This window comes from Kushneria sp. EE4, assembly GCF_977968315.1.
Genome location: NZ_OZ386212.1, coordinates 3153841 through 3177231 on the forward strand (window position 1 = coordinate 3153841; position 23391 = coordinate 3177231).

A 23391-nucleotide genomic window follows, 5' to 3' on the forward strand; every position below is an offset into this window, starting at 1 on the left:
GCAGGCGCTGTTTTGACGGTCATTTCGTTGGTTAACATCACGCTATTTGTATCACGCCAGGTATGCTTCGGTCGGCCAATCCGAAACAATATGTTCCAGTGTGATGACATGGCGCTTTAAAATGGGGTCGTCAATCACACCAGGGGATCATGCCTTATGTCTGCTACACGCTCTCTCGTTGTCGCCAGCAACAATGCCGGCAAGCTGCGGGAGTTCCGCGAGCTGCTCGAACCGCTGGCATGGGAGATCACTTCTCAGGCCGATCACGGTATATCGGCCGCCGAGGAGACCGGCTTGACCTTTGTTGAAAATGCCCTGCTCAAGGCGCGTGCTGCCTGTCTTGGCAGCGGGCTGCCGGCGCTGGCCGACGACTCGGGACTGGCCGTCACCGCGCTGGGCGGTGCGCCCGGCATTTACTCGGCGCGCTACAGCGGCGCGCAGGGTGACGATCAGGCCAACAACGACAGACTGCTCGAGGCGCTTGCCGAGGTGCCCGAGGGTCAGCGTGGCGCGCAGTACCACTGCGTGCTTGTTTATATGCGCCATCCCGAGGATCCGGTGCCCATTATTGTTCAGGGCAGCTGGCCGGGAGAAATTCTCTCCCTGCCGCGCGGCGAGGGTGGCTTTGGCTATGATCCTTTGTTCTGGGTACCCGATCAGGGATTGAGCGTGGCCGAACTCTCGCCGGAGCTCAAGAATCGAATCAGCCATCGCGGTCGCGCGCTCACCGCCCTGCTCGAGCAGCTGGAGCGCTGATGCTTTCCCTGCCGCCCCTGGCGCTATATATCCATGTTCCATGGTGCGTGCGCAAGTGTCCCTACTGCGACTTCAATTCCCATACGCTGACGCAGGCGCTGCCCGAGCAGGCCTACATCGATGCCCTGCTGGCGGATCTGGACGCCGAGCTGGTCGATGTCCAGGGCCGGGTGCTGACCTCGATTTTCATTGGCGGCGGCACCCCCAGTCTGGTCAGCGGCGCCGGCTATGAAAGGCTGCTGGCCGGTATCCGCGAGCGCCTGACGCTGGCAGATGATATCGAGATCACGCTGGAGGCCAACCCGGGCACCTTCGAGCGCGAGCGTTTCGCCGATTTTCGCCGCGCCGGCATCAACCGGCTCTCGGTCGGCGTGCAGAGCTTTGACAACGAGGCCCTGACACGGCTGGGACGTATCCATGATGCAGGCGAGGCCGTGCACGCCATTACCACCGCGCGCGAGGTCGGTTTTGACGAGATCAATATTGATCTGATGCACGGGCTGCCGGGGCAGACCATGGCCACGGCGCTTTCCGACATCGACCAGGCGCTGGCGCTTGAGCCTTCGCATCTGTCCTGGTATCAGCTCACGCTCGAGCCCAACACGGCCTTTTATTCGCGCCCGCCCGAGCTGCCCGAGGAGGACGTGCTGGCCGACATTCAGGACGCCGGCCAGGCCCGTCTGGAAGCGGCCGGCTTTCAGCGCTACGAGATTTCGGCGTGGTCCCGCCCGGGCCATGAGGCGCGTCATAACCTGAACTACTGGCGTTTCGGCGACTATCTGGGCATCGGCGCCGGCGCCCACGGCAAGATCTCCCGGCCGGAGGGGCAGGGGCTTGCGATCGAGCGGCGCTGGAAAGTGCGCCAGCCCGAGACCTACCTTGAGCGCCATGGTGATCCGCACGGCTTTGTGGCCGGCCATCGCGAACTCTCGCGCGATGAGCGCGGGCTCGAGTTTTTGATGAACGCCCTGCGCCTGAGCGAGGGCGTGCCCCGCGCGCTCTGGCCGCGTCATACCGGGCTCGACGACGCCCGTCTGGACGCTCACACTAGAGCGCCCATTGCACGCGAGCTGATGTGTGACACGCACGCCCGCATACAGGCCACACCGCTGGGGCTGTTGTTTCTCAACGATCTGCTGGCGCTGTGCGATGATTCGGTTCTGGCCCGCTCATGACGGGCCACACGGCAGGGCTCTGATGGCCCTGCAGGTTCAGGAAGATCGGGGCCAGGCCCCGAACGGTATTCACAGGAGAGCAGGACGTGAAGAAAAGCATCTGGATGGCGGCGCCGCTGGCCGTAGTCATGGCCGCTACGGGCTGTACCACGACAAACCCCTATACCAATGAGCAGCAGACCTCGAGTCTGGCCAAGGGCGCGGGCATCGGCGCACTGGTCGGCGGCGTGGCCGGCGCGACCAAAAGCGGTAACCACCGCCTCGACAAGACCCTGATCGGTGCCGCCGTGGGCGCGGCCGCCGGTGGCGGTGTCGGCTACTACATGGACGCTCAGGAGGCCAAACTGCGTCAGGAAATGCAGGGCACGGGCGTGAGCGTCAATCGCGTCGGCGATCAGATCCAGCTCAACATGCCCAGCGCCATCACCTTCGGCAGTGATTCCAGCGAGCTTTCCTCGCAGATTCACGCCCCGCTGGATGGCGTGATCAAGGTGCTTGGCGAGTATCCCGATACGCTGGTCAATATCGCCGGCTACACCGACTCCACCGGTGCTGCGGCCTATAACCAGCGTCTGTCCGAACTGCGCGCCCAGGCGGTCGGCAACTATCTGGCCCGCGGCGGGGTCAACTTTAACCGTTTGATCATGCAGGGCTACGGCGCCAGCAACTACGTAACCGGCAACGACACGCCCGAAGGCCGGGCGCAGAATCGTCGCGTCACGGTCACGCTGGTCCCCAACGGCAACCAATGATTCGCTGAATCGACCGAGCGTCGGATCGTCGCCGCAGTCCTGTGACTGCGGCGACGTTTTTTCAAGGAGGGAACGTGCTTTCCTATCAACATGCATGGCATGCCGGCAACTTTGCCGATGTGCACAAGCATCTGGCCCAGTTCGCGCTGATCGAGCGCCTCATGCAGAAAAACTCGGCCCTGAGCCTGATCGACACGCATGCCGGCCGAGGTCACTATCCGCTGGAGGCGATGGAGACCGCAAGGCTGGGTGAGTACCGCGAGGGCGTCCTGCCTGTCTGGCAGGCGCGTGATCGCCACACGGGGCTGCTCGAGCGCTGGTGCGAGGCGCTGGGCAGTCTTCAGGACGATTCAAGGACGCTGGCGCGCTATCCGGGCTCGCCCTGGTGGTTTGCCCGCGCCATGCGCGCCAATGATCGGCTGACCCTGTATGAGCTGCATCCCGGCGAGCATCGCCATCTGGAAGACGCCGCGCTTGATACGCCCCACGTACGACGGCTCAAGCGCGACGGCCTGGAAGGGCTGGTCCATCAGCTGCCGGTAAGAACGCCCAGGCTGTGCGTGTTGATCGACCCCTCCTATGAGGTGAAGGACGACTATGAGGCGGTCGCCTCGACGCTTGATCAGGTCGTGCGCCAGATGCGACATGCCGTCGTGCTGATTTGGTATCCGCTGCTGGGGGACGGGCGTCACCAGCGCCTGCTGGATGCGATCAAGCGCCATGGGATCGCCAGGGTGTGGCGCAGCGAGCTCACTCGTCACGCCCCGGCGGGTGAGCGCGGGCTCTACGGCTCGGGGCTTTTGATACTCAACCCGCCGTGGCAGCTGGACACGCAGCTTGATGACGCCTTCACTGAACTTGCCACGCTCTACGGCGATCAGGCCCGGCATACCAGTGACTGGTGGATGCCCGAGCGGCCCTGATCAGGCGCTGACCACAAGGGTCAGACCCTGAACGCCGGACGTTGATTCCATAAAAAGGCCCGCCGTCATGGCGGGCCTTTTTGTGTTAACCCCGGTCAGCCTGTCAGGACGAGCCGGCCGGCGCTGTCTGTGTCGACGGGCGGCTCGCCGAGGCGCCGGCGTTGGCATTACTGCGCTCCTGACGCGCAATCTCGTCGGCAATCTGCTCGCCCACGTTTTCCCAGCCCTGCGAGAGGGTACGCACCAGCGCCGGATAGCCGTCGTCTTCCAGCGGCCGCTCGATATCAAAATGGTGCTGGGCCATCAGGTTGCCGCCGGCATCGCGCAGCTGATACTGCCCGGCCAGCACCGCCATGCCGTCATAGCGCCCCTGAAACTGCGACAGCGTGACCCGCACGCCGGTATCGGCGCGGTCGCCGGCCAGCGTCTCGCCCAGCACGCGATGATCACGCAGCCGGTCGCCCAGCGTGCGCTGAAGGCTGCGGGTGAGCTGGGCGCTCAGATTGTCGGCCCACAGATTGGTCTGCGCCTCGTTTACCTCGATATCGCTCGTCTGATAGACCACGCCCTGGCCGTCGAGATAGTCCGCCAGGCGAACCGACGACACTGCAAGCGTCGGGGCGCTGTCCGGCAGCGACGCGCCCGGCTCGGCGGTGCGCTGATCGGCCAGCGGCAGCGTGTAGCGGTGAAACTCGGTGGCCTGACCGGCGCAGCCGGCCAGCATCACCACCGCTGCCAGGCCGGCACTGCGAAGTGAGGCGTGAAGAAATGGCATCATCATGGACGGGCCCTCGGTTGCGGATCCTGGATCTCGCCGCGATTGAAAATCAGCGAATTGGGTTTCTCGCTGATGGTGCGCGCCGCCGGCTGCAGCGAGCGCATCAGCTGTTCAAGGCTTCTCAGCGTCGAGGTCAGCTCGCCGTAGGCCGGGGCCTCGCTCGAGTAGCTCGACAGCGTCTGCTCGATGCTGCGCAGCGTGCGCTGTACGTCGCTGGGCAGACCGCGGGTGCTTTCATCGTTGAGCACCTCGTTGATGCTGGCGGCCGTCTCGTTGAGCTCGTTGATCAGCGACTCGGAGCTGGCAAGCGTCGCATCCAGGCGGTCCAGTGACGATTCCACCGGCAGATTGTTGAGCTTGTCGAGCAGGCCGGTCACCTTCTGTTCGATCTGGGCGAAGCTGCCGGGCTCGCTCGGGAACACGGCCACGCCGTTATATTCCTTGATCGTCTGCTCGGACGGCTCGTCGACGAAGTTGGTATCCACAAAGAGTGCGCCGGTGAAGATGTTGCCGGTCTTGAGCGAGGCGCGCAGACCGTTGCCGAACATGGCGTTGATGCGTGCGCGCCAGTCCTTGAGCGACTCCTCGTCCACCTTCGCCTGCATTCGCTGCGGCTCGATGCGGATCAGCACCGGAATCCTGAAGCCCTCGACCTGGTTTTCCTGCAGCAGATCAATGCGGTAGGGCACGGTGTCCACGGTACCGATGCGCACGCCGCGATACTCGACCGGGGCGCCACGCGAGAGCCCGCGCACGGTGTCATCGATCATGACCACATAGCGCAGGTAGTGGCTGAAGCTGCCCTGCAGGGCGTTTTCTTCATCGCTGTAGAGCGAAAAGACCAGCTCGCTGTTGTTGCCGATCGGCTCGCCCGGCGGAATGTCTTCCGGCACGCCGAAGGTCACGCCGCCGCTGACCAGCGACTCCAGCGAGCCCAGCCCCAGCGAGAAGCCCTCGGAGGTCAGGTCGAAATTGATGCCCGAGGCCAGCCAGAAGCGGGTGTTGCTGGTGACCAGATCCTCGTAGGGCTCCTGAATAAAGAGCTGGTAGTGCACCACGCGGTCTTCGGTGTCGAACTCGAGATTCTCGACCCGCCCGACGGTGAAGCCCTGAAACAGGACCGGGTCGCCGACGTTGAGCGAGCCGGCGGCGGCGCTGGTCAGATGCAGGCGCAGCCCCTTGGCATCCGGCGGGGCGACCGGCGGCTGTTCGAGCATTTCAAAGCTGTCCTGGGCGTTTTCCGAATGCCCCGGCTGCAGCTGGATATAGGCCCCCGACAGCACGGTATTCAAACCGCTGATGCCTTCGCGACCGATGCGCGGCTTGACCACCCAGAACCGGGTGTCCTCGTTGAGCAGGCGATCGGTGTCCGGGTCCATGCGCGCCTTGATCACGGCATGCGAGGTGTCTTCCGACAGCGATACCGAGGTGACCTCGCCCACGTCCACATTGCGCGCCTTGATCATGGTATTGCCGGCATCGATGCCTTCGGCATTGTTCATGATCAGCGTGATTTCCGGACCTCGCGAGGAGAGGGTGTGATAGAGCATCCACCCCCCGATCAACAGCGCGATCAGCGGGATCAGCCAGACCGGCGAAATGTGGCGGTGCTTTTTGCGTTGCGCGGTGGTCTCGGTCTCGCTCATTGCCCCGTGTCCTGTGCTTTCCCTGCAACCACCGGCTGAGGGGATAATGTAGAAATATCGTTGTTTTCAAGATCGGCGTGGTCGGCGGCGTCCCAGATCAGACGCGGATCAAAGCTCATGGCGGCCACCATCGTCAGTACCACCACGGCGCCGAAGGCGATGATGCCGGGCTCGGCAGACACATGCATCAACACCCCGAGCTGCACCAGCGCCGCCAGCAAAGCGACCACGAAGACATCGATCATCGACCAGCGACCGATGAATTCGGTCACCCGATAAAGGGTCATGCGCACCTCGGGCCGCCAGGGCTGTGGCCGGGCCACCTTGATACACAGCCAGAAAAGCGCCAGCAGCTTGGCCACCGGAATGACGACGCTGGCCAGAAAGATGATGGCGGCAATGGGATAGTCGCCATGATCGAGCAGCAACAGCACGCCGCCCATGACGGTCTGGGTGGTCGTATCGTTGAGACTCGACACGGTCATGATCGGCAACACCATGGCCGGAATGTAGAGGATGACGGACACCATCAGCAGCGCCAGGGTTTTCTGCACGCTGTGGCGGCGGCGCATGTGCAGCTTCTCGCCGCAGCGTCGGCAGTAGCATGGCTGGTGGTGATAGTAGTCGTTGACCGTACCACACACCGGACAGCCCGCGAGCTTTTGACTCAGTGCGGTACGCCCCGACTGCGCCCGGGCCGGCGGGGCCGGTTCCGGTGCTATGACATCCCAGAGCCAGTCGCGATCCACGCTGCGCGAGATCAAAAGCATCAGCACCACGAACAGGCAAAAGGCCCAGAAGGAGACGCCAAAGCCGATGCTGGCCAGCGATAAAATCTTGACCAGGCTGACCAGCACGCCGATCAGGAACACATCGGCCATCATCCAGTGCTCGATATGGCGCAGGGTGCGCAGCATCAACATGCCCCGGGGCGGGCGGCGGCCCAGCAAAAAGGCAGCGTGTATCACGATCACCATGCCCAGATAGAGCATCGGCAGCAGCAACAGCACCATCCACAGCACCACCGCGAGCACGGTGTAGTTGCCGGTCGACAAAATGGCGATGGCATCGGTCAGGCTGATGGCGCGCTCGATGCCGCGCGCGGAAAAGGAGATAAACGGAAAGGCGAGCGAGGTGACCAGTGCCACCACCGCGGCGATGGCCAGCGCCAGTGCCTGCTGGGCAGGGGCACGCTTGCGTACCATCAGCTCACTCTGACAGCGCGGGCAGCGCGCGCTTTCCGAGCACGCCAGTGGCGGCACGGTGCTGACCAGATCGCATTCATGGCAGACCCGCAGGGGCCGTGAAGGCACGGATGGCGTGGTGATGGTGTTCTCCGAATTCGGCTCGGGATGAGTCAGTCTGAGACAATAGTGTGGCAAATATCGGCCATGACAGGGCGGCCATGAAGTATTCGGGCCCGGAAAATATAGCCGATCCCCGCGCTCTGGCAGTATCAGGACATCTCTGACATGTCAGGGTCCACGCCTGCCGAGTCGTAATAAACATTCACCAGGGTACGTAAATAGCATCGAGCGCCGGCCACGGCAAGCCATCATGTGTTATGGCGGTTCAGCCTCGGCTATCGATGGCCACCGGCTGGTGCCAGAGCCGGTAATAGGCGCCGTCGGGATCATCGAGCAGCTGCCCGGGTGCCCCGCGTTCGACGACCCGCCCGGCCTGTATCACCACCACCTCATCGGCCCCGGCAATGGTCGAGAGCCGATGGGCCACCACGATCATTGTGACCCGCCCCTTGAGCGCGGCCAGCGCTCGATTGAGGCGCGATTCAGTCAGGCTGTCGACGCTGGCGGTGGCCTCATCGAGCAGCAGAATCCGCGGCTGTCGCAGCAGCGCCCGGGCGAGTGCCAAAAGCTGGCGTTCGCCGGTAGACAGCGTCAGGCCGCGTTCGCCCAGCGGCGTGTCGAGCCCGTCGGGCAGCCGGTCGATCAGCTCGCGCAGCTGCGCCTCATCGATGGCCCGCGCCATGGCGGCCTCGTCGGCCTCGATCCCCATCAGCAGGTTGTCCCGCAGCGTGGTCGAGCGGATGAAGGGCTCCTGCGGCACGCTGGCCATCACCGTATTGATCACCGACGGCGCCAGGGTCTCGATGCGCCGACCGTCGAGCAGCAGTTGGCCTTTGGTGACCGGCTGCAAACCGCCGAGCAGGTCCAACAGGGTCGACTTGCCGCTGCCGGTATGGCCGACCAGACCGATAAAGCGGCCCTCGGGAATGTCGAGTGTGACGTTATCGAGCGTATCGGCCTCGGCGCCGTGATGGCGAAACGCCAGTGCCTCAAGCCGGTAGTCGGCCGAGCCAATGGGACGGGTGTCGTCACCGCTGGCGGCCTGCGGGCGATCCAGCAGGGAGAGCAGCCGCGTGCCGGCCACGCCCGCCTGCTGAAAGATGTTAAAGCGCTGGGTGATCTCGATCAGCGGCTCGGACACGCGCCCCAGCCAGGTCACAAAGGCGTAGAGCACGCCGATTTCGGCGCCGCCCACCAGCGCATCGGCGCCGTAGCCGATCAACAGCGCGGCCAGAATGATCACGCTGATCAGATCCAGCGCCGAGCGCAACAAAAGCGCCGAGATGCGGATGGTGTGCAGTCGGGCGTGATACTGCGCCACGTTGATGTCGTGATAGCGCGTGCGAAAGCGCTCGGTCTGATTGAACGCCTGCAGCACGCTCATGCCGCCGATCGCCTCGTTGATGCGGGCGTTCTGCCCGGCGCGCAGGCGGCGCACCTCCATGGCGGCCGGGCCGCTGGCACGCTGATAGCCCCAGATGATCACGGCGGCGACCGGGATCAGGGTCGCGGCGATCAGCATCAGCTTGAGATCCATCAGTGCCATGGCGACAAGAATACCGATCAACAGCATCAGGTTTTGTAGCACCGTGGCGAGAAACTCGACGTAGAGCTCGCGCAGATCGTCGGTGTCGTTGGTCACTCGTGCCACCATCTCGCCGGTGGGGGTGGCGTCATGGACATGCTGGGGCAGATGCATGACGTGGCGAAAGACACGCCGGCGCAGCGCATGCACAGCGTCCAGCGCGATGCGGGCGAAATAGAGCGTTTGCAGATAGCGCCCGAGCGCGGCGAGTATCTGGCTGGCGAGATACAGCATCAGCAGGAGGGTCAGCGGCTCGACGCGCAGATCGCGCGGGACCAGATAGCTGTCGATATAGTGTTTGGTCAGCCAGGGGCCGAGCACGTCCATGCCGGTGGCGATCAGCAACAGCGCGAGCGCCAGCAGCACACGGCGACGATCACGCAAAAGCGGGCGCAGCATCAGTGCCAGCAGGCGACGATTGATCATGTCGAGGCCTCCTCGCCGCGCATCTGCTGCTCCTGCCACAGCCGGGCGTAGTGCCCGCCCCGGGCCAGCAGCACCTCGTGTCGGCCCTGCTCGACCGCGCGGCCCTGATCAAGCACCACGATGTGGTCGGCATGACGCACTGCCGAGAGCCGGTGGCTCACGATCAGGCAGGTCCGCTCGCGCTCGGCCGCCAGCGTTTTCAAAAGCTGCTGCTCGGTGGTCTGATCCACCGCCGAGAGCGTGTCATCCAGCAGCAGAATCGGTGCCGGGGAGAGCAGGGCGCGCGCCAGCGCCACCCGCTGACGCTGGCCGCCGGAGAGCGTCACGCCGCGCTCGCCGATGCGGGTATCAAGCCCCTCGGGCAGACGCTTCAGATCCGGCCCGAAGGCCGCCGCCGTCAGGGCCGCTCTAATATCGTTGTCACCGGCGTGCGGCACGCCAAGGGCCACGTTTTCGCCCAGCGTGGCCGCAAAGAGATACGGGTCCTGGGGGACGTAGGCGTACATCGTTCGCAGCGCGTCCAGCCGATAGTCGCTCAGGGCCTGCCCGCCCAGCGTCAGCGCGCCGTGTTCCAGCGGATACTGGCGCAGCAGCAGGCGAATCAGGGTCGACTTGCCGCTGCCGGTGGCGCCGACGATGCCCACGCTCGCCCCCGGTTCAACGGTGAGGTGCAGGTTTGAGAGCGCCGGGGTGCTGGCCAGCGGGTAGGTGAAGGCCTCGATGGCAATGTGCAGGGTCGGCGAGGCCGGCGCGGTCAGCACGCCTGCATCATGGATGGTCTCGCGCTCGTGAAGGAACTCGGTCAAACGCCGGGCGGCGGCCTCGCCGCGCTGCAAAATGTTGAGACACCAGCCGAGTGCAAACATCGGCCAGATCAGCTGGACCAGATACAGCGTGAAGCTGGTCAGCTCGCCCAGCGTGATGGCGCCATCGAGATAGCGCCAGCTGCCGGCGGCGATGGTGGCCAGCGTCGCGCTGCCCAGCGCCAGAAAGACCACCGGGTCGTAGCGTGCCTCCATGCGCTGCACCTGATAGTTGGCCCGGGCATGCGCTGCGGCGCGCTGATCAAAGTCGGCAATCTCGGCTTCGATCAGCGAGTGCTGGCGCAGCAGCCGCAGGCCGGCGAGCGCCTCCTGGGTGCGGTCGTTGAGATCGGAAAAGCGCGCCAGCGACTGGCCGAAATAGCCCTGTACCCGACTGGCGATGCGATAAAAGCCCCAGGCCATGAAGGGAAAGGGGATCAGGGCGATCAGCGCCAGCGGCGCATCGATCACGATGATCATCATCGCAAGGACCAGCACCAGCGTCAGCGCGCCATCAACGCTTGAGAGCACGCCTTCACCGGCGGCCACTTCCACGGCGTCGATATCCTGGGTGGAGCGCGCCAGCAGATCGCCGCTGCGCCGCTGCTGGAAAAAGCCCGGATCCAGCCGGGTCAGCTTTTCGTAGAAGCGGTCACGCAGGGCCACGCCCAGCTGATAGGAGGCGCCAAAGAGCAGCATGCGCCACACGTAGCGCAGGCCATACATGGCCAGTGCCACGGCCACCAGTACCGCGGCACTGCGCCAGAGCCCCGGCATGTCGATACGCTCCTCGTTGAGGGCATCGATGATGCGCCCGGCCCACCAGGGCAGCGCCATGTTGAGAAGGCCTACCGCCAGAAGAGCCGTAATGGCCAGCAGATAGGCGCGGCGATGGGTCGCCAGAAAATCGAGCAGCAGTCGGCGTAGCGCCATGGGCGTTGAGTCGGATCACAGGGGTGAAAGGGACAGGGCGTGTCGGGGGCAGTGTAACAAAGGGACACGTCTTCGGGCGGTTTATCCGCGCCGCGCAAGCGGGAATTCACGTTGTTCCCCTCCCTGACGACGATTACGCTATGGCGCTCAACACCGTGAGGACAGGGCTTTGTCGACCACCATGAAAATTGCCTGGGCCAGTCTGCTGGTCGGCTTTGCTGTACTCGGGCTCAAGACACTGGCCTATGCGCTGACCGGCTCCGTGGCGCTGCTCTCCGACGCCCTTGAGAGTCTCGTCAACGTGGTCACGGCGGTGGCGGCGCTGATCGCCATTCGCGTTGCCGCCATGCCGGCCGATGACAACCACCCTTACGGCCATCACAAGGCGGAGTTTTTCAGCGCCGTGCTGGAAGGGGTGATGATCATCATCGCCGCGCTTTTGATCCTCAACGAGGCCGTGACCGGGCTCATGAACCCGCAGCCGCTCGAGCTGCCGCTGATGGGCATCGTTATCAGTTTGATCGCTACCGTGATCAATGCTTTCTGGTCGCGCGTTTTGATTCGCGTCGGTCATCGCGAGCGCTCGCCGGCGCTGGTCGCCGACGGTCGCCATCTCTTTACCGATGTCGTCACCTCGGCCGGTGTCATCGTGGGCGTGGTGCTGGCCATGACGAGCGGCTGGTGGCTGCTCGACCCGCTGGTGGCAATTATCGTGGCCATCAACATCCTGTGGTCCGGCGCCAAGGTGATTCGCGAGTCCCTGAGCGGGCTGATGGACGAGGCGGTCTCACCCGAGACGCTGGCCTTGATTCATCGCGTGATTGCCGCCACCGGCGAGGGCGCCGTCGAGGCCCACGACGTGCGCACCCGTCACGCCGGACGCGCCACCTTTGTCGACTTTCATTTGGTCGTGCCGGGGGACACCACCGTGTTTCACGCCCACGAGATCTGCGATCGCATCGAGGCCGGGCTGCGCCGGGCGCTGGGAGATGTGCGCATCACCATTCACGTCGAGCCCGAGCACAAGGCCGAACAGTCCGCCGACATCGTCTTCGATTAAGCCGGTTGGGGCATCGCCCGCTTACGGCACGCGGGCAAGCCACGCCTCGTCCTGAAACTTCGAGTCGGCCAGCGCCTGCGCCGCGCTGAGTTCCTCCGGATGGAGATCATCGGGCACCAGCGTAAAGCGCGCACCAAAGGAGGCTGCCATGCGCTCGATGATGGCCTCGCGTGACAGGCCCGTCTGGCGTCGAAGCGGGTCGACCCGCTTGCCGGCGCTGGCCGTGCCCTTGTCGGAGAGCTTTTCACGCCCGATGCGCAGCACCTTCGTCAGGCGCTCGGCATCGATGTCGTAGGCCATGGTCACATGGTGGAGTACCGCACCGTTCAAACGCTTTTGCGCCGCACCGGCCAGCTTGCCGCTTTCGGAGGTAATGTCGTTGATCGGCACGTACCACGCCCTGATGCCCATGTCGCCGAGCGACTGGATCACCCACTCGTCGAGAAAGGCGTAGCTTTCGACAAACGAGAGCCCCTGCACCAGCGTCTCCGGCACGATCAGCGACCAGGTGATGGTGTTGCCCGGCTCGACGAACATCGCCCCGCCGCCGCTGATACGACGCATGACCTGAACGTTCATGTCGCGGGCCGCGTCCATGTCGACTTCGTTGGCCAGCGACTGAAAGCTGCCGATGATCACGGCCGGGCGGTCCCACTCCCAGACCCGCAGGGTAGGCCCGCGTCGGCCTTCGGCGACCTCGCGGGTGAGCACCTCATCGAGTGCCATGTGCAGCGCCGGCGATTCCGGGGCGCGATGGATCAGGCTGAAGGTGTGCTCGCCCCAGTCGGAGGCTTTTGAAAGCGCCCGCCGGATGACGGTGGCCACCGCCGGGGCGGAAAGGCCGACCATAACGGTGCCTTCCGGCAGCGCCCGACGCACCCGCTCGGTCAGCTCTTCGGCGCTGGCGGCCACGCTTGCGCCCACCAGCGCCTGGTTGATGGCATCGAGCGCCTCATCGGGTTCGAGGAAAAAATCACCCGACAGGCGGACCGAGTCGAGCCGGTCATCGCGAGTGGTAACGTCGGCCACCAGCAGTTTGCCGCCGGGCACCTTGTATTCGCCGTGGCATGATTCGTATTCACCGTGGCATGACTTTGCGACCATAGTCTAAAATCCGGGTCCGATTTGATGTCTGGCAGTATAGACGGTCGTCCATGGGGCGCCGCGACCGCTACGCCTGATGCCCTGTTCCCTACACTGATGTTCGATGGCATGCGCCCTGCCGGGCGGATGCGACGGGTATCGTCATTTTCCTTAGCGCGAGGCGTCATGGTTCGTCACTCCCACCCCCTGCTGGTTCTTCTGGCACTGGCCACCGGCGGCTTTGCCATCGGCACGACCGAATTTGCCACCATGAGCCTGCTGCCCTTCATTCAGCAGGACATGCAGATCAGTCCTTCCACGGCCAGCCATGTCATCAGCGCCTACGCGCTGGGCGTGGTCATCGGCGCGCCGGTCATTACCGTACTGGCGGCGCGTATCGATCGCAAATGGCTGCTTTTGACCCTCATGGCGCTGTTTGCGCTCGGCAACGCCCTGAGTGCGCTGGCCCCGGGCTACGCCTCGCTGGTGCTGTTCCGGTTTCTCAGCGGTCTGCCGCACGGCGCCTATTTCGGGCTGGCGGCCTTGATGGCCGCCTCGGTGGTCACCAGCGGCAAGCGCACGCGCGCGGTGGGCATGGTCATGCTGGGGCTGACGGTGGCCACCATTGTCGGCGTGCCGCTGGCGACCTGGCTGGGTCATGCCATTGGCTGGCGCTCGGGGTACTGGCTGGTCACGACACTGGCGCTTTTGACCGTGGTCATGATTGCGTTGTTTGCCCCCAGAACGGGCGTGGCCAGCGAGCGCAGCGCCAAGGGCGAGCTGCGGGCGCTGAAAAACGGCGCTGTACTGCTGACGCTGGCCATCGGCGCGGTCGGGTTTGGCGGCATGTTCTCGGTGTATACCTATCTGACCTCGACGCTGGATCACGTGACGCAGATGACCTCGGCCACCATTCCGCTGGTGCTGGCCGTTTTCGGCCTTGGCATGACGATCGGCAATATCGTGGTACCGCGTTTTGCCGACCGGGCCCTGATGCCGACGGCCGGTGGCCTCTTGATCTGGAGTGCGGTGGCACTGGGCGTCTTTCCGCTGGTGGCGGGCAACCCGTGGCTGGTCAGCATCGATGTCTTCTGCATCGGCATTGGCGGGGCGCTGGGCACCATTTTGCAGACCCGTTTGATGGACGTGGCCGGCGAGGCGCAGAACATGGCCGCGGCGCTCAATCACGTCGCCTTCAACATGGCCAATGCGCTCGGCCCCTGGCTTGCGGGTCTGGCGCTGGCCCTGGGCTTTGGCTTTCGCTCGACCGGCGTGGTGGGCGCGCTACTGGCACTGGGCGGGCTTGTCATCTGGGTGCTGGCCCGGCGTCAGGAAAAACGAACGCGCCCGGCCTGAGCGGAGCGCTCTAGAGGCGAAGCCGCCCTTCACCGATGACCACGGCCATGCCGCCCACGTGGATGGCCGTCACCGCCTCGCCGCTCTTGTCGACCAGCACGCCGATACGGCTGGGGCGCCCCATTTCGATGCCCTGATGGATCGTATACTCCAGCATGCCGCGCTCCGGTGACTGCTGCGCCAGATGGCCGGCCAGCGGCGCGGCGGCACTGCCGGTGGCCGGGTCTTCAACGACCTGATCACTGATGCGCAGCTTGCGCGCCCGAATGCAGCGCTCGCTCTGCTCGACATGAAGATACACGTTGGCGCCGTGCTCGCTGGCAAGTGCGGCCGGCAGCAGGGCGGGGTTGGCTCGAACGCCGGCCAGCGCCTCGATGCAGGACAGCCTGATCAGATGAAAGGGCGAGCCGCAGGCGGTTCCGACCACCGGGTCATCGATCACCTCTTCTGTCGATAACCCCAGCAGGTGTGCGGCACTGTCGCGCGACAGTGCACTCGCCTCGATGCTCAGGGGGTTGGGGGTACTGAGCCAGGCGCAGGCGCCGTCAAAGCGAATCGGCACCTCACCGGCCGGTTCCTGCAGCCTCAAGGGGAGCTGGTCGTCATGCCAGCCGATCTCGCGCAACAGCCACGCCGCGCCGATGGTGGGATGGCCGGCAAAGGGCAGCTCCTGATGCGGGGTGAAAATGCGCAGATCAAACACGCCCGGCATGGGCGTGGCAGCAATAAACACCGTCTCCGACAGATTAAGCTCGCGCGCGATACGCTGCATGGTGCTGGTGCCCAGTGCGCCGGCTTCAGGAAATACGGCCAGCGGGTTGCCCTGGAAGGGGGTGTCGGTAAAGACATCCAGCAGCAGATAGTCGAGAGAGGGCTCTCGCGGATCAATCACCCCATGAAGTGACATGACAACTCTCCCTGAAAGCGGGCCGGCGTTTTGAAATCATTCATTTAGCATGCTAACAAGGCCGTGATCGGTGTGTCGTGCCGGTTGTCGCATCACTGCGTCCCTGTCTACTTGCCAATACAAAAGCTGCCAAAAATCTCGCCCAGAAGCTCATCGGCGGTGAACTCGCCGGTAATCTCGCCGAGCGAATCCTGCGCGGCGCGCAGGTCTTCGGCCAGCAGTTCGCCGGCCCCGGCCCCGGAGAGCTGATCCGCGCCGTGGGTGAGCGCCTGGCCGGCGCGGTCCAGCGCATCGAGATGGCGCCGACGCGCGGAAAAGCGCCCTTCGCTGGTGGACTGATAGCCCATCACGGCCTTCAGGTGCGCCTTGAGATGATCCACGCCGGTACCGGTGGTGGCAGACAGACGGATCACCGGCGGCGTGATGGCAAGGCTCGGTTCACCGGTTTCGCCGCTCTCATCGATCTTGTTGCGCACCAGGGTGAGCTTTGACGGGTCGGGCAGACGCTCGACGAACTCGGGCCAGATCGCCATCGGGTCGAGCTCGCCGCTTTCGCGACTGTCGACCATGAGCAGCACCCGGTCGGCCTTTTCGATTTCCGCCCAGGCGCGCTGCACGCCGATTTTCTCCACCGCATCCGGCGTGTCACGAAGCCCGGCGGTGTCGATGATGTGCAACGGCATACCGTCCAGATGGATGTGCTCGCGCAGCACATCCCGGGTGGTGCCGGCGATATCGGTGACGATCGCGGTCTCCTGCTCGGTCAGCGCGTTCAAAAGGCTCGACTTGCCCGCATTAGGCCGCCCGGCGATCACCACGCTCATGCCCTCGCGCATCAGTGCGCCCTGGGCGGCGCTGGCGCGCACATCCGCCAGGCTTGTGCGAACGTTTGATAGCATTTCGGCCACCCGACCGTCACCGAGAAAATCGATCTCTTCTTCGGGAAAGTCGATGGCGGCCTCGACAAAGATGCGCAGCTCGATGAGCTGCTGGACCAGCGCCTGCACCCGGGTCGAAAACTCGCCCTGTAGCGAGTGCAGAGCGTTTTCGGCCGCCGCGCGGGAGCTGGCCTCGATCAGATCGGCAATCGCCTCGGCCTGGGCCAGATCGAGCTTGTCGTTCAGGAAAGCGCGCTCGGAGAACTCGCCCGGCCGGGCCAGACGGGCGCCCAGCGCCACGGTGCGCTCCAAGAGCCAGTCCATGATGACCGGGCCGCCGTGGCCCTGAAGCTCCAGCACGTCTTCACCGGTAAACGAGTGGGGCCCGGGAAACCACAGGGCGATGCCTTCATCGAGCACCTGACCCTCATTGCCCAGAAAGGGACCGTAATGGGCGCGGCGGGGTTCGGGGTCAAAGCCGAGCATGGCGCGGGCAATGTCGGCGGTTCTGGCGCCGGACAGGCGAATGATGCCGACGCCGCCACGACCGGGCGGGGTGGCCAGCGCACTGATGGTGTCCTGGTCGAGCATGAGCGTTCCGAAAGGGTGAGATGCCGGCTGGGCGGCCGTGAATGACAGGGCGTTGATTGTCAGCGCTGGCATCAAACGCTGCAAGCGCCGGGCGAAATACGTGGTCGTTGCTATAGTGATTCGCAGACTATCGATATCCAGCACACGGGAGCGCTTTCATGACCGGGCAGTTTCACTTCTACGAGCCGCGCAAGGGCCACGGCCTGCCGCACGATCCCTTCAAGGCGATCATCGCGCCGCGCCCGATCGGCTGGGTCTCGTCACAAAACAGCGAAGGCCGGCTCAATCTGGCGCCCTACAGCTTTTTCAATGCCTTTTGCGCCGCGCCGCCGATCATCGGCTTTGCCAGCGGCGGCTGGAAGGACAGCGTGGCCAACATCGAGGCGACCGGCGAGTTTTGCTGGCATCTGGCCACGCGTGCACTCGCCGAGAAAATGAACACCTCGAGTGCCAGCGTGGGCAATGAGGTCGATGAGTTTGCCCTGGCCGGGCTGACGCCGGCGGCGTCCAGCGTGGTGAAGGTGCCGCGCGTGCTGGAGGCGCCGGTATCGTTCGAGTGTCGCCTGACCCAGCTGATCCAGCTCGAATCCGCCGACGGCGAAAAGCTCGACAACTGGCTGGTGCTGGGCGAGGTGGTCGGTGTCCACATCGATCAAAACCTGCTGGCGGACGGCATCTATCAGACCGCCGCTGCCGAGCCGATCATGCGTGCCGGCGGGCCGGCGACCTACTACACCATCAATGACGATGTACGCTTTGAGATGGAGCGGCCGGACAACTCGGGTCAATAAGGGCGGGGGTCAATAAGAGCGAGGGTCAATAAGGGCGGGGTCAGTAGACCATCAGGAAAACGCAAAAAGGCCGGCAATAAGCCGGCCTTTTTTATCTTCTCGCCCTTTTATCCTGTCGACAGGGGCGATCAGCCCTTGAGCACGCCGTCTACCAGCGCCTTGGCTTCTTCCTGGATGCGCTTCAAGTGGTCTTCGCCTTCAAAGCTTTCGGCGTAGATCTTGTAGACGTCTTCCGTGCCGGAGGGGCGAGCGGCGAACCAGCCGGCCTCGGTTTCCACCTTGAGCCCGCCGATGGCCGCGCCGTTGCCGGGCGCTTCGGTGAGCTTGCGGGTAATGGCATGACCGGCCAGCTCTGACGCCGTGACCTGCTCGGGAGAGAGCTTGCCAAGGCGGGCCTTCTGGTCGCGATCGGCCGGGGCGTCGACGCGGGCATAGACCGGGGCGCCAAAGCGCTCGGTCAGCGCCTGATACAGCTCGCCCGGGTCCTTGCCGGTGACAGCGGTCATCTCCGCGGCCAGCAGGCCGAGAATGATGCCGTCCTTGTCGGTTGACCAGGGCTGGCCGTCAAAGGTCAGAAACGAGGCGCCGGCGGACTCTTCGCCGCCAAAGCCGAGGCTGCCGTCCATCAGGCCGTTCACGAACCACTTGAAGCCCACCGGCACCTCGACCACGGTCTTGCCGATGCCGTCGGCGACGCGGTCGATCATCGAAGAGGAGACCAGTGTCTTGCCGATAGCGGCCTGCTCGCCCCACTGCGGGCGATGGGTAAAGAGATACTCGATCGCCACGGCCAGATAGTGGTTGGGGTTCAAAAGCCCGGTCGAGCGGGCGACGATGCCGTGGCGATCATGGTCGGTGTCGCAGGCAAAGGAGACATCAAAGCGGTCCTTGTTCTCGATCAGGCCGGCCATGGCGTAGGGCGAGGAGCAGTCCATGCGGATCTTGCCGTCCCAGTCCAGCCGCATAAAGCGAAAGGTCGGGTCCACGGTGGTGGAAATCACTTCCAGCGGCAGCTGATAGCGCTCGGCGATGCGTGTCCAGTAGTGCACGCCGGCCCCGCCCAGCGGGTCAACGCCGAAGGTCAGCCCCGAGTCACGGATCGCGGCCATGTCGATGACCTTCTCCAGGCCCGAGACGTAGCTGTCGATGAAATCAAAGCGCTGCGTGGTGGGGGCGGCCAGAGCTTCTGCGTAGCTGACGCGCTTCACGCCCTCGAGATCTTTGGAGAGCAGCTCGTTGGCGCGCTCCTGAATCCATTTGGTGATGCCGGTATCGGCCGGGCCACCGTTGGTAGGGTTGTACTTGAAGCCACCATCCACCGGCGGGTTGTGTGACGGCGTGATCACGATGCCATCGGCCAGCTCGCGGTCACGATCGCGATTGTGGTTGAGAATCGCGTTCGACAGCGCCGGTGTGGGTGTATAGCCCGGCTCGCCATTGGTTTCCTCGCAGCCGGCATCGATGCGGGTCTCGACACCGTTGGCGGCCAGCACTTCGAGCGCCGAGACAAAGGCCGGCTCGGAAAGCGCATGGGTGTCCATGCCGATAAACAGCGGCCCCGTGATGTCCTGATCGCGACGGTAGTCACAGATCGCCTGGGTGGTGGCCAGAATATGCCACTCGTTGAAGCTGGTTTTCAGCGATGAGCCGCGATGGCCGGAGGTGCCGAAGGCCACCTGCTGGGCGGGGTCCGACACGTCCGGACGCTCGCTGTAGTAGCGCGACACCAGACGCGGCAGATGGGCGAGGCGTTGTTCGTCGGGCTGCTGCCCTGCATGGGGGTCGATGCTCATCTCTTCATCCTTGGAAGCGTGACGACAGAATTTATGCGCCATTCTAGCAGGCACGGCGCAACGGCCTCTGTGCCTTTTTGTGATGTCTCAGTCGATCGCATCCAGCCCGATATCCAGCTGCGGTGCCGAATGGGTGAGCGCGCCTGCGGCAATCAGGTCCACGCCGGTATCGGCGATCTCGCGCAGGCGCTCGGCATCGATGCCGCCGGAGGCGGTGAGCACACAGCGCCCGGCGGTCATGGCCACGGCCCGGCGCAGATCATCAGAGGTCATGTTGTCGAGCAGGATCGCATGAGGTGGCGCGTCCAGCGCTTCTTCCAGCTGATCGAGGGTGTCGACTTCCAGTTCGATCATGCGCAGATGCCCCAGCTGCGCGCGGGCCCGCGCAAGCGCCTCGCCAATGCTGCCGACCGCGGCGATGTGGTTGTCCTTGATCAGCATGGCGTCATCAAGGCCCAGACGATGGTTGACCCCGCCGCCCAGGCGCACGGCGTGCTTTTCCAGCGCCCGCAGGCCAGGGGTGGTCTTGCGCGTGCAGCAAAGCTGCGCCCGGCTGCCGTCGAGCTGATCGACCAGGCTGCGCGTCAGGGTGGCAATGCCGGAAAGCCGGGTCAGGAAGTTGAGGGCGGTCCGCTCGGCGGTCAAAAGCGACCGGGTCGGCCCTGCAAGCGTGGCGATGGGCTCAAGGGCCTGAAGCCGCTCACCGTCACGGCGATGCACCTCAATATGAATACCGGCATCGACGTGATACAGCACCCGGGCCAGCGCGTCCATGCCGGCCAGCACACCGGGTTGCCGAGGCCGCAGCTGCAGGCGACTTGAGTGGTCGGCATCGATCAGCGCCTCAGAGGTGATGTCACCGCCACGGCCCAGATCCTCGGCCAGCGCGGCAGTGACGATGGGGTCGAGAACAATGGCCGGCAGGGGGGCGATATCAAATCGTAACGGGGTCATGACACCACCTCGATATGCGCTGTGCGGGCCGGTCGGGTGAAATCGGCCGGCGTCATGGGGTCGGGAAGCGCCAGCATCGCGTCGATGGCGCGCCGGGCGCGGTTGGCCACGCGCGCCTCGACGTGCACCTCATGATGGCCGAAGGCGAGCGAGGCCAGAACGGCGTCCAGCGTGATCCGCTGCATGTGCGGGCAGAGCGTGCAGCTGCGCACGAAATCGATCTGCGGGTGGCGGCTGATCAGGTTGTCGCTCATCGAACACTCGGTAAGCAGCAGCACCCGGTCGGGCCGGTGATCATCGACCCAGCGCGCCAGGGCGGCGGTCGAGCCGGCAAAATCGGCGGCCGCCAGTACGTCGGTGGGGCACTCGGGGTGAGCCAGCACCCGCACGCCGGGATAGCGCCGACGGATGGCGCTCACCTGCGTCGGGGTGAACTGCTCGTGCACCTCGCAGCTGCCCTGCCAGACCAGAATCGATAGAGGCGTGCGCGCCGCCACGTTCCGTGCCAGATGCTCATCGGGCAGCATGATGACCTGATTGACGCCCCACTCGGCAGCAATCGCCTCCACCACGTTCAGCGCGTTGGACGAGGTGCAGCAGATATCGCTTTCGGCCTTCACCTCGGCGCTGGTGTTGACGTAGGTCACCACCGGCACGCTCGGGTAGCGCGATCTCAGCTCGCGCACCTGCGCGCCGGTAATCGATGAGGCCAGTGAGCAGCCGGCGTTGGTATCGGGCATCAGCACGCGCTTGTCGGGGCAGAGAATCTTCGAGGTTTCTGCCATGAAGTGAACACCGGCCTGCACGAGGGTGCCGGCCTCGCTTCGGGTGGCGTCACGCGCCAGCGCCAGCGAGTCACCGCAGATATCGCCGACCAGCGCGTAAATCTCCGGCGGCATGTAGTTATGCGCCAGAATCACGGCGTCCTGCTCGCGCTGAAGTTTTCGGATGGCATGCACCCGACGGGCGATGGCCGGCCAGTCATGGCTGCTGACATGGTCTTCCACGCGCGCATAAAGTGCATCGGTCTGGCGGGCGACTTCAGCGTCATAAGGGGGCAGCAGCGATTCGAGCTGCGGGTCCGGCAGTACTTCAGATCCGGCAGGCGTCACGGTCATGAGCAGGCTCCTCAAGGGTTAGGCTCATAATGAGCATTTTAGAGTCTGGCACGATTGCTTTTTTGAACAGTATGAGCAAAAGGTAGAAAGCCCTGGTCAGGGCTGATGTGCTCGCCGGTGTGGTTCGCTCCGGCCGGGCTCGATAGCCTATAAAGAGGACTGGCCCTCTTTTCGGGAGCGCTCCATGCCATTATTGATACCGCGACGTCGTTTTCTTGCCGGGCTGGCCGCCACAGGGCTGGTGGCGCGCTGGCCGCACGCCCTTGCCGGCCGCGACGAGGCCCCCATCACCCGAGCGATCCCATCAACCGGGGAGGCGCTGCCGGTGATCGGCATGGGCACCTGGCGCACCTTCAACATCGGCGCCGACCCGGCGCTGTTGGATCAGCGCGAGCAGGTTCTTGAGCTCTTTTTCCAGCGCGGCGGCCGGGTGGTCGATGCCTCTCCCATGTACGGCTCCGCCGAGAAGGTGGTGGGCGAGCTGATCAAGCGGCTGGGCCACCGGGAAGCGCTCTTTGCCGCCACCAAGGTGTGGACGCGCGATGAAAGCGACACCCGGGAGGCGGTGGCCCGCTCCGAGGCACTCTGGGGCGTGGCACGCTTTGATCTGATGCAGATCCACAATCTGCTGGGGTGGGAGGGGCATCTGGAAACGCTCAAGGAGATGAAATCCGAAGGGCAACTGCGCTATATCGGTGTGACCACCTCCCATGGCCGTCGCCACGACGAGCTTGAGCAGATCATGACGCGCGAGCCGCTGGATTTCGTGCAGCTGACCTACAACCTCCTTGATCGCGAGGCCGAAGCGCGATTGCTGCCGCTGGCGCGTGAGCGCGGCATCGCGGTGATTGCCAACCGACCCTTTCAGGGCGGCCGGCTGTTTGACCGGGTTCGTTCGCGGCCACTGCCGCCCCTGGCCGGTGAACTGGGAATAGAGACCTGGGCCGAATTTTTTCTCAAGTTCATTGTTTCGCATCCGGCCATGACCTGCGCCATACCGGCCACCACGCAGGTGGCCCACCTGCGCGAGAACATGGGGGCGCTGTACGGCCGGCTGCCCGATGAGGCGCAGCGCCGGCGCATGATCGACATCATCACGGGGGGATAGCGCATGGATTACGCACTGGGTGATTTTTTGATGTTCACGCCCGAGGTGTATCTGCGTCTTTTCGAGCGCACCAATGAGGCGCTCGGGCGGGGCCTCTGGGCGGCCATGATCGCCCTGCTGGCAGTACCCGTGCTGCTGTGGCAGAAATCATTACTGGTCAGACGGCTGGTACCGGTCGCGATGGCGGCCGGCTGGGCCCTGACGGCGGCGCTTTTCATGCTGCGGTTTTATGCCCCCATCAACTGGCCGGTCGGCCCCTTTGGCTGGGTCTTTGCGCTGGAAGCGGGTCTTTTGATGGTGGTGGCCCTGCGCGTTCCTCCGGCCAGGGTGGGACTGACCGCACTCGCCGTCTGGAGCGCCGTCCTGTTGGCGCTGGCATGCGCGACGGTCCACGAGACCGACACGTGGCAGGCGATAGCGCTGCCCGGGGTCACGCCGGACATGACCGCGGCCGCCACGGCAGTGCTTTTGATGGCGTGGCCGCGCCGCGTCCGGTGGGGGCTTCTGGTCATTCCGCTGCTGTGGTGTGTCTTCAGCGCGCTGGGGCACTGGGCGATGGGACTGTGGTGGCCTCTAGCTGTACCGGTGGCGGGGCTTCTAATGGTGCTGACAGCGCTGGCATGGCCGGATCGATACGTCGATGGACAGGCATCCTGATCAATGTCCAG

Annotated in this window: 20 protein-coding genes; 9 read left to right on the forward strand and 11 right to left on the reverse strand. The window is 64.6% G+C overall.

The window, feature by feature from the left end; genetic code table 11:
- The first annotated feature begins 156 nt into the window (after positions 1 to 156).
- From rdgB to ACXMYO_RS14300, 4 genes are all read left to right on the forward strand, one after another.
- Positions 157 to 756: an RdgB/HAM1 family non-canonical purine NTP pyrophosphatase gene (gene rdgB / locus ACXMYO_RS14285; protein WP_438765525.1), complete on the forward strand. Its 600-nt coding sequence runs from the start codon at positions 157 to 159 to the stop codon at positions 754 to 756.
- A complete protein-coding gene (gene hemW, locus ACXMYO_RS14290; RefSeq protein WP_438765526.1) occupies positions 756 to 1931 on the forward strand; it encodes a radical SAM family heme chaperone HemW in 1176 nt (391 codons plus the stop codon). Before rdgB ends, hemW begins: the two co-directional genes overlap by 1 nt.
- An 86-nt stretch (positions 1932 to 2017) precedes the next feature.
- Positions 2018 to 2683, forward strand: a complete 666-nt coding sequence (locus ACXMYO_RS14295; RefSeq protein WP_438765527.1) for an OmpA family protein — start codon at positions 2018 to 2020, stop codon at positions 2681 to 2683.
- 74 nt (positions 2684 to 2757) lie between these two features.
- On the forward strand, positions 2758 to 3606 hold the full coding sequence (locus tag ACXMYO_RS14300; RefSeq protein ID WP_457809197.1) for a 23S rRNA (adenine(2030)-N(6))-methyltransferase RlmJ: 849 nt from the start codon (positions 2758 to 2760) through the stop codon (positions 3604 to 3606).
- Between the two features lie 103 nt (positions 3607 to 3709).
- Here ACXMYO_RS14300 and ACXMYO_RS14305 read toward each other — a convergent pair whose 3' ends face one another.
- From ACXMYO_RS14305 to ACXMYO_RS14325, 5 genes are all read right to left on the reverse strand, one after another.
- Positions 3710 to 4387, reverse strand: a complete 678-nt coding sequence (locus tag ACXMYO_RS14305; RefSeq protein ID WP_457809198.1) for a PqiC family protein — start codon at positions 4385 to 4387, stop codon at positions 3710 to 3712.
- Entirely contained in the window at positions 4384 to 6030 is a 1647-nt protein-coding gene (gene pqiB, locus ACXMYO_RS14310; protein WP_457809199.1) for an intermembrane transport protein PqiB, read from the reverse strand. Before pqiB ends, ACXMYO_RS14305 begins: the two co-directional genes overlap by 4 nt.
- Entirely contained in the window at positions 6027 to 7343 is a 1317-nt protein-coding gene (locus tag ACXMYO_RS14315; protein ID WP_457809200.1) for a PqiA/YebS family transporter subunit, read from the reverse strand. Before ACXMYO_RS14315 ends, pqiB begins: the two co-directional genes overlap by 4 nt.
- Before the next feature lie 259 nt (positions 7344 to 7602).
- The gene (locus ACXMYO_RS14320) at positions 7603 to 9348 is read right to left on the reverse strand and encodes an ABC transporter transmembrane domain-containing protein (RefSeq protein ID WP_457809201.1); all 1746 of its coding nucleotides are present in this window, start codon (positions 9346 to 9348) and stop codon (positions 7603 to 7605) included.
- Positions 9345 to 11084: an ABC transporter ATP-binding protein gene (locus ACXMYO_RS14325; protein ID WP_457809202.1), complete on the reverse strand. Its 1740-nt coding sequence runs from the start codon at positions 11082 to 11084 to the stop codon at positions 9345 to 9347. The genes ACXMYO_RS14320 and ACXMYO_RS14325 overlap by 4 nt, the downstream gene beginning before the upstream one ends.
- A gap of 181 nt (positions 11085 to 11265) precedes the next feature.
- Here ACXMYO_RS14325 and ACXMYO_RS14330 point away from each other — a divergent pair, with 181 nt between their 5' ends.
- Entirely contained in the window at positions 11266 to 12144 is an 879-nt protein-coding gene (locus tag ACXMYO_RS14330; protein WP_457809203.1) for a cation diffusion facilitator family transporter, read from the forward strand.
- 21 nt (positions 12145 to 12165) lie between these two features.
- On the opposite strand, the gene ACXMYO_RS14335 is transcribed toward ACXMYO_RS14330, so the two are convergent.
- Complete coding sequence (locus ACXMYO_RS14335; RefSeq protein ID WP_457809204.1) at positions 12166 to 13248, reverse strand: lipoate--protein ligase family protein; 1083 nt, start codon at positions 13246 to 13248, stop codon at positions 12166 to 12168.
- A gap of 165 nt (positions 13249 to 13413) precedes the next feature.
- Between ACXMYO_RS14335 and ACXMYO_RS14340 the strand changes: the two genes are divergently transcribed.
- Positions 13414 to 14583 carry an MFS transporter gene (locus ACXMYO_RS14340; protein WP_457809205.1) on the forward strand — a complete coding sequence of 390 codons (1170 nt, stop codon included), beginning with the start codon at positions 13414 to 13416 and terminating at the stop codon, positions 14581 to 14583.
- Positions 14584 to 14593: 10 nt separating this feature from the next.
- Here the strand turns inward: ACXMYO_RS14340 and ACXMYO_RS14345 are convergent, their stop codons facing one another.
- Both ACXMYO_RS14345 and mnmE read right to left on the reverse strand, forming a co-directional pair.
- The gene (locus ACXMYO_RS14345) at positions 14594 to 15490 is read right to left on the reverse strand and encodes a PhzF family phenazine biosynthesis protein (protein ID WP_457809206.1); all 897 of its coding nucleotides are present in this window, start codon (positions 15488 to 15490) and stop codon (positions 14594 to 14596) included.
- A 107-nt stretch (positions 15491 to 15597) separates the two neighbouring features.
- Positions 15598 to 16959: a tRNA uridine-5-carboxymethylaminomethyl(34) synthesis GTPase MnmE gene (gene mnmE / locus ACXMYO_RS14350; RefSeq protein WP_457809207.1), complete on the reverse strand. Its 1362-nt coding sequence runs from the start codon at positions 16957 to 16959 to the stop codon at positions 15598 to 15600.
- A 158-nt stretch (positions 16960 to 17117) separates the two neighbouring features.
- Between mnmE and ACXMYO_RS14355 the strand changes: the two genes are divergently transcribed.
- On the forward strand, positions 17118 to 17750 hold the full coding sequence (locus ACXMYO_RS14355; protein ID WP_457809208.1) for a flavin reductase family protein: 633 nt from the start codon (positions 17118 to 17120) through the stop codon (positions 17748 to 17750).
- A 128-nt stretch (positions 17751 to 17878) separates the two neighbouring features.
- Here the strand turns inward: ACXMYO_RS14355 and pgm are convergent, their stop codons facing one another.
- The 3 genes from pgm to nadA all read right to left on the reverse strand — a co-directional run bounded on the left by pgm (position 17879) and on the right by nadA (position 21615).
- Positions 17879 to 19543, reverse strand: a complete 1665-nt coding sequence (gene pgm / locus ACXMYO_RS14360) for a phosphoglucomutase (alpha-D-glucose-1,6-bisphosphate-dependent) (protein ID WP_457809209.1) — start codon at positions 19541 to 19543, stop codon at positions 17879 to 17881.
- Positions 19544 to 19630: 87 nt separating this feature from the next.
- Complete coding sequence (gene nadC / locus ACXMYO_RS14365; RefSeq protein ID WP_457809210.1) at positions 19631 to 20497, reverse strand: carboxylating nicotinate-nucleotide diphosphorylase; 867 nt, start codon at positions 20495 to 20497, stop codon at positions 19631 to 19633.
- Positions 20494 to 21615 carry a quinolinate synthase NadA gene (gene nadA / locus ACXMYO_RS14370; protein WP_457809211.1) on the reverse strand — a complete coding sequence of 374 codons (1122 nt, stop codon included), beginning with the start codon at positions 21613 to 21615 and terminating at the stop codon, positions 20494 to 20496. Before nadA ends, nadC begins: the two co-directional genes overlap by 4 nt.
- A 184-nt stretch (positions 21616 to 21799) precedes the next feature.
- Here nadA and ACXMYO_RS14375 point away from each other — a divergent pair, with 184 nt between their 5' ends.
- Both ACXMYO_RS14375 and ACXMYO_RS14380 read left to right on the forward strand, forming a co-directional pair.
- Positions 21800 to 22723, forward strand: a complete 924-nt coding sequence (locus ACXMYO_RS14375; RefSeq protein WP_457809212.1) for an aldo/keto reductase — start codon at positions 21800 to 21802, stop codon at positions 22721 to 22723.
- A 3-nt stretch (positions 22724 to 22726) separates the two neighbouring features.
- Entirely contained in the window at positions 22727 to 23380 is a 654-nt protein-coding gene (locus tag ACXMYO_RS14380) for a hypothetical protein (protein ID WP_457809213.1), read from the forward strand.
- The last annotated feature ends 11 nt before the right edge of the window (positions 23381 to 23391 follow it).

Coding starts and splice junctions, on each gene's coding strand:
- pqiB (WP_457809199.1), bottom strand. CDS start 6,030: ATGAGCGAGACCGAGACCACCGCGCAACGCAAAAAGCACCGCCACATT.
- ACXMYO_RS14320 (WP_457809201.1), bottom strand. CDS start 9,348: ATGATCAATCGTCGCCTGCTGGCACTGATGCTGCGCCCGCTTTTGCGT.
- ACXMYO_RS14340 (WP_457809205.1), top strand. CDS start 13,414: ATGGTTCGTCACTCCCACCCCCTGCTGGTTCTTCTGGCACTGGCCACC.
- ACXMYO_RS14355 (WP_457809208.1), top strand. CDS start 17,118: ATGACCGGGCAGTTTCACTTCTACGAGCCGCGCAAGGGCCACGGCCTG.
- ACXMYO_RS14305 (WP_457809198.1), bottom strand. CDS start 4,387: ATGATGATGCCATTTCTTCACGCCTCACTTCGCAGTGCCGGCCTGGCA.
- ACXMYO_RS14375 (WP_457809212.1), top strand. CDS start 21,800: ATGCCATTATTGATACCGCGACGTCGTTTTCTTGCCGGGCTGGCCGCC.
- ACXMYO_RS14330 (WP_457809203.1), top strand. CDS start 11,266: ATGAAAATTGCCTGGGCCAGTCTGCTGGTCGGCTTTGCTGTACTCGGG.
- ACXMYO_RS14345 (WP_457809206.1), bottom strand. CDS start 15,490: ATGTCACTTCATGGGGTGATTGATCCGCGAGAGCCCTCTCTCGACTAT.
- rdgB (WP_438765525.1), top strand. CDS start 157: ATGTCTGCTACACGCTCTCTCGTTGTCGCCAGCAACAATGCCGGCAAG.
- nadA (WP_457809211.1), bottom strand. CDS start 21,615: ATGACCGTGACGCCTGCCGGATCTGAAGTACTGCCGGACCCGCAGCTC.
- nadC (WP_457809210.1), bottom strand. CDS start 20,497: ATGACCCCGTTACGATTTGATATCGCCCCCCTGCCGGCCATTGTTCTC.
- ACXMYO_RS14325 (WP_457809202.1), bottom strand. CDS start 11,084: ATGGCGCTACGCCGACTGCTGCTCGATTTTCTGGCGACCCATCGCCGC.
- ACXMYO_RS14380 (WP_457809213.1), top strand. CDS start 22,727: ATGGATTACGCACTGGGTGATTTTTTGATGTTCACGCCCGAGGTGTAT.
- hemW (WP_438765526.1), top strand. CDS start 756: ATGCTTTCCCTGCCGCCCCTGGCGCTATATATCCATGTTCCATGGTGC.
- pgm (WP_457809209.1), bottom strand. CDS start 19,543: ATGAGCATCGACCCCCATGCAGGGCAGCAGCCCGACGAACAACGCCTC.
- mnmE (WP_457809207.1), bottom strand. CDS start 16,959: ATGCTCGACCAGGACACCATCAGTGCGCTGGCCACCCCGCCCGGTCGT.
- ACXMYO_RS14335 (WP_457809204.1), bottom strand. CDS start 13,248: ATGGTCGCAAAGTCATGCCACGGTGAATACGAATCATGCCACGGCGAA.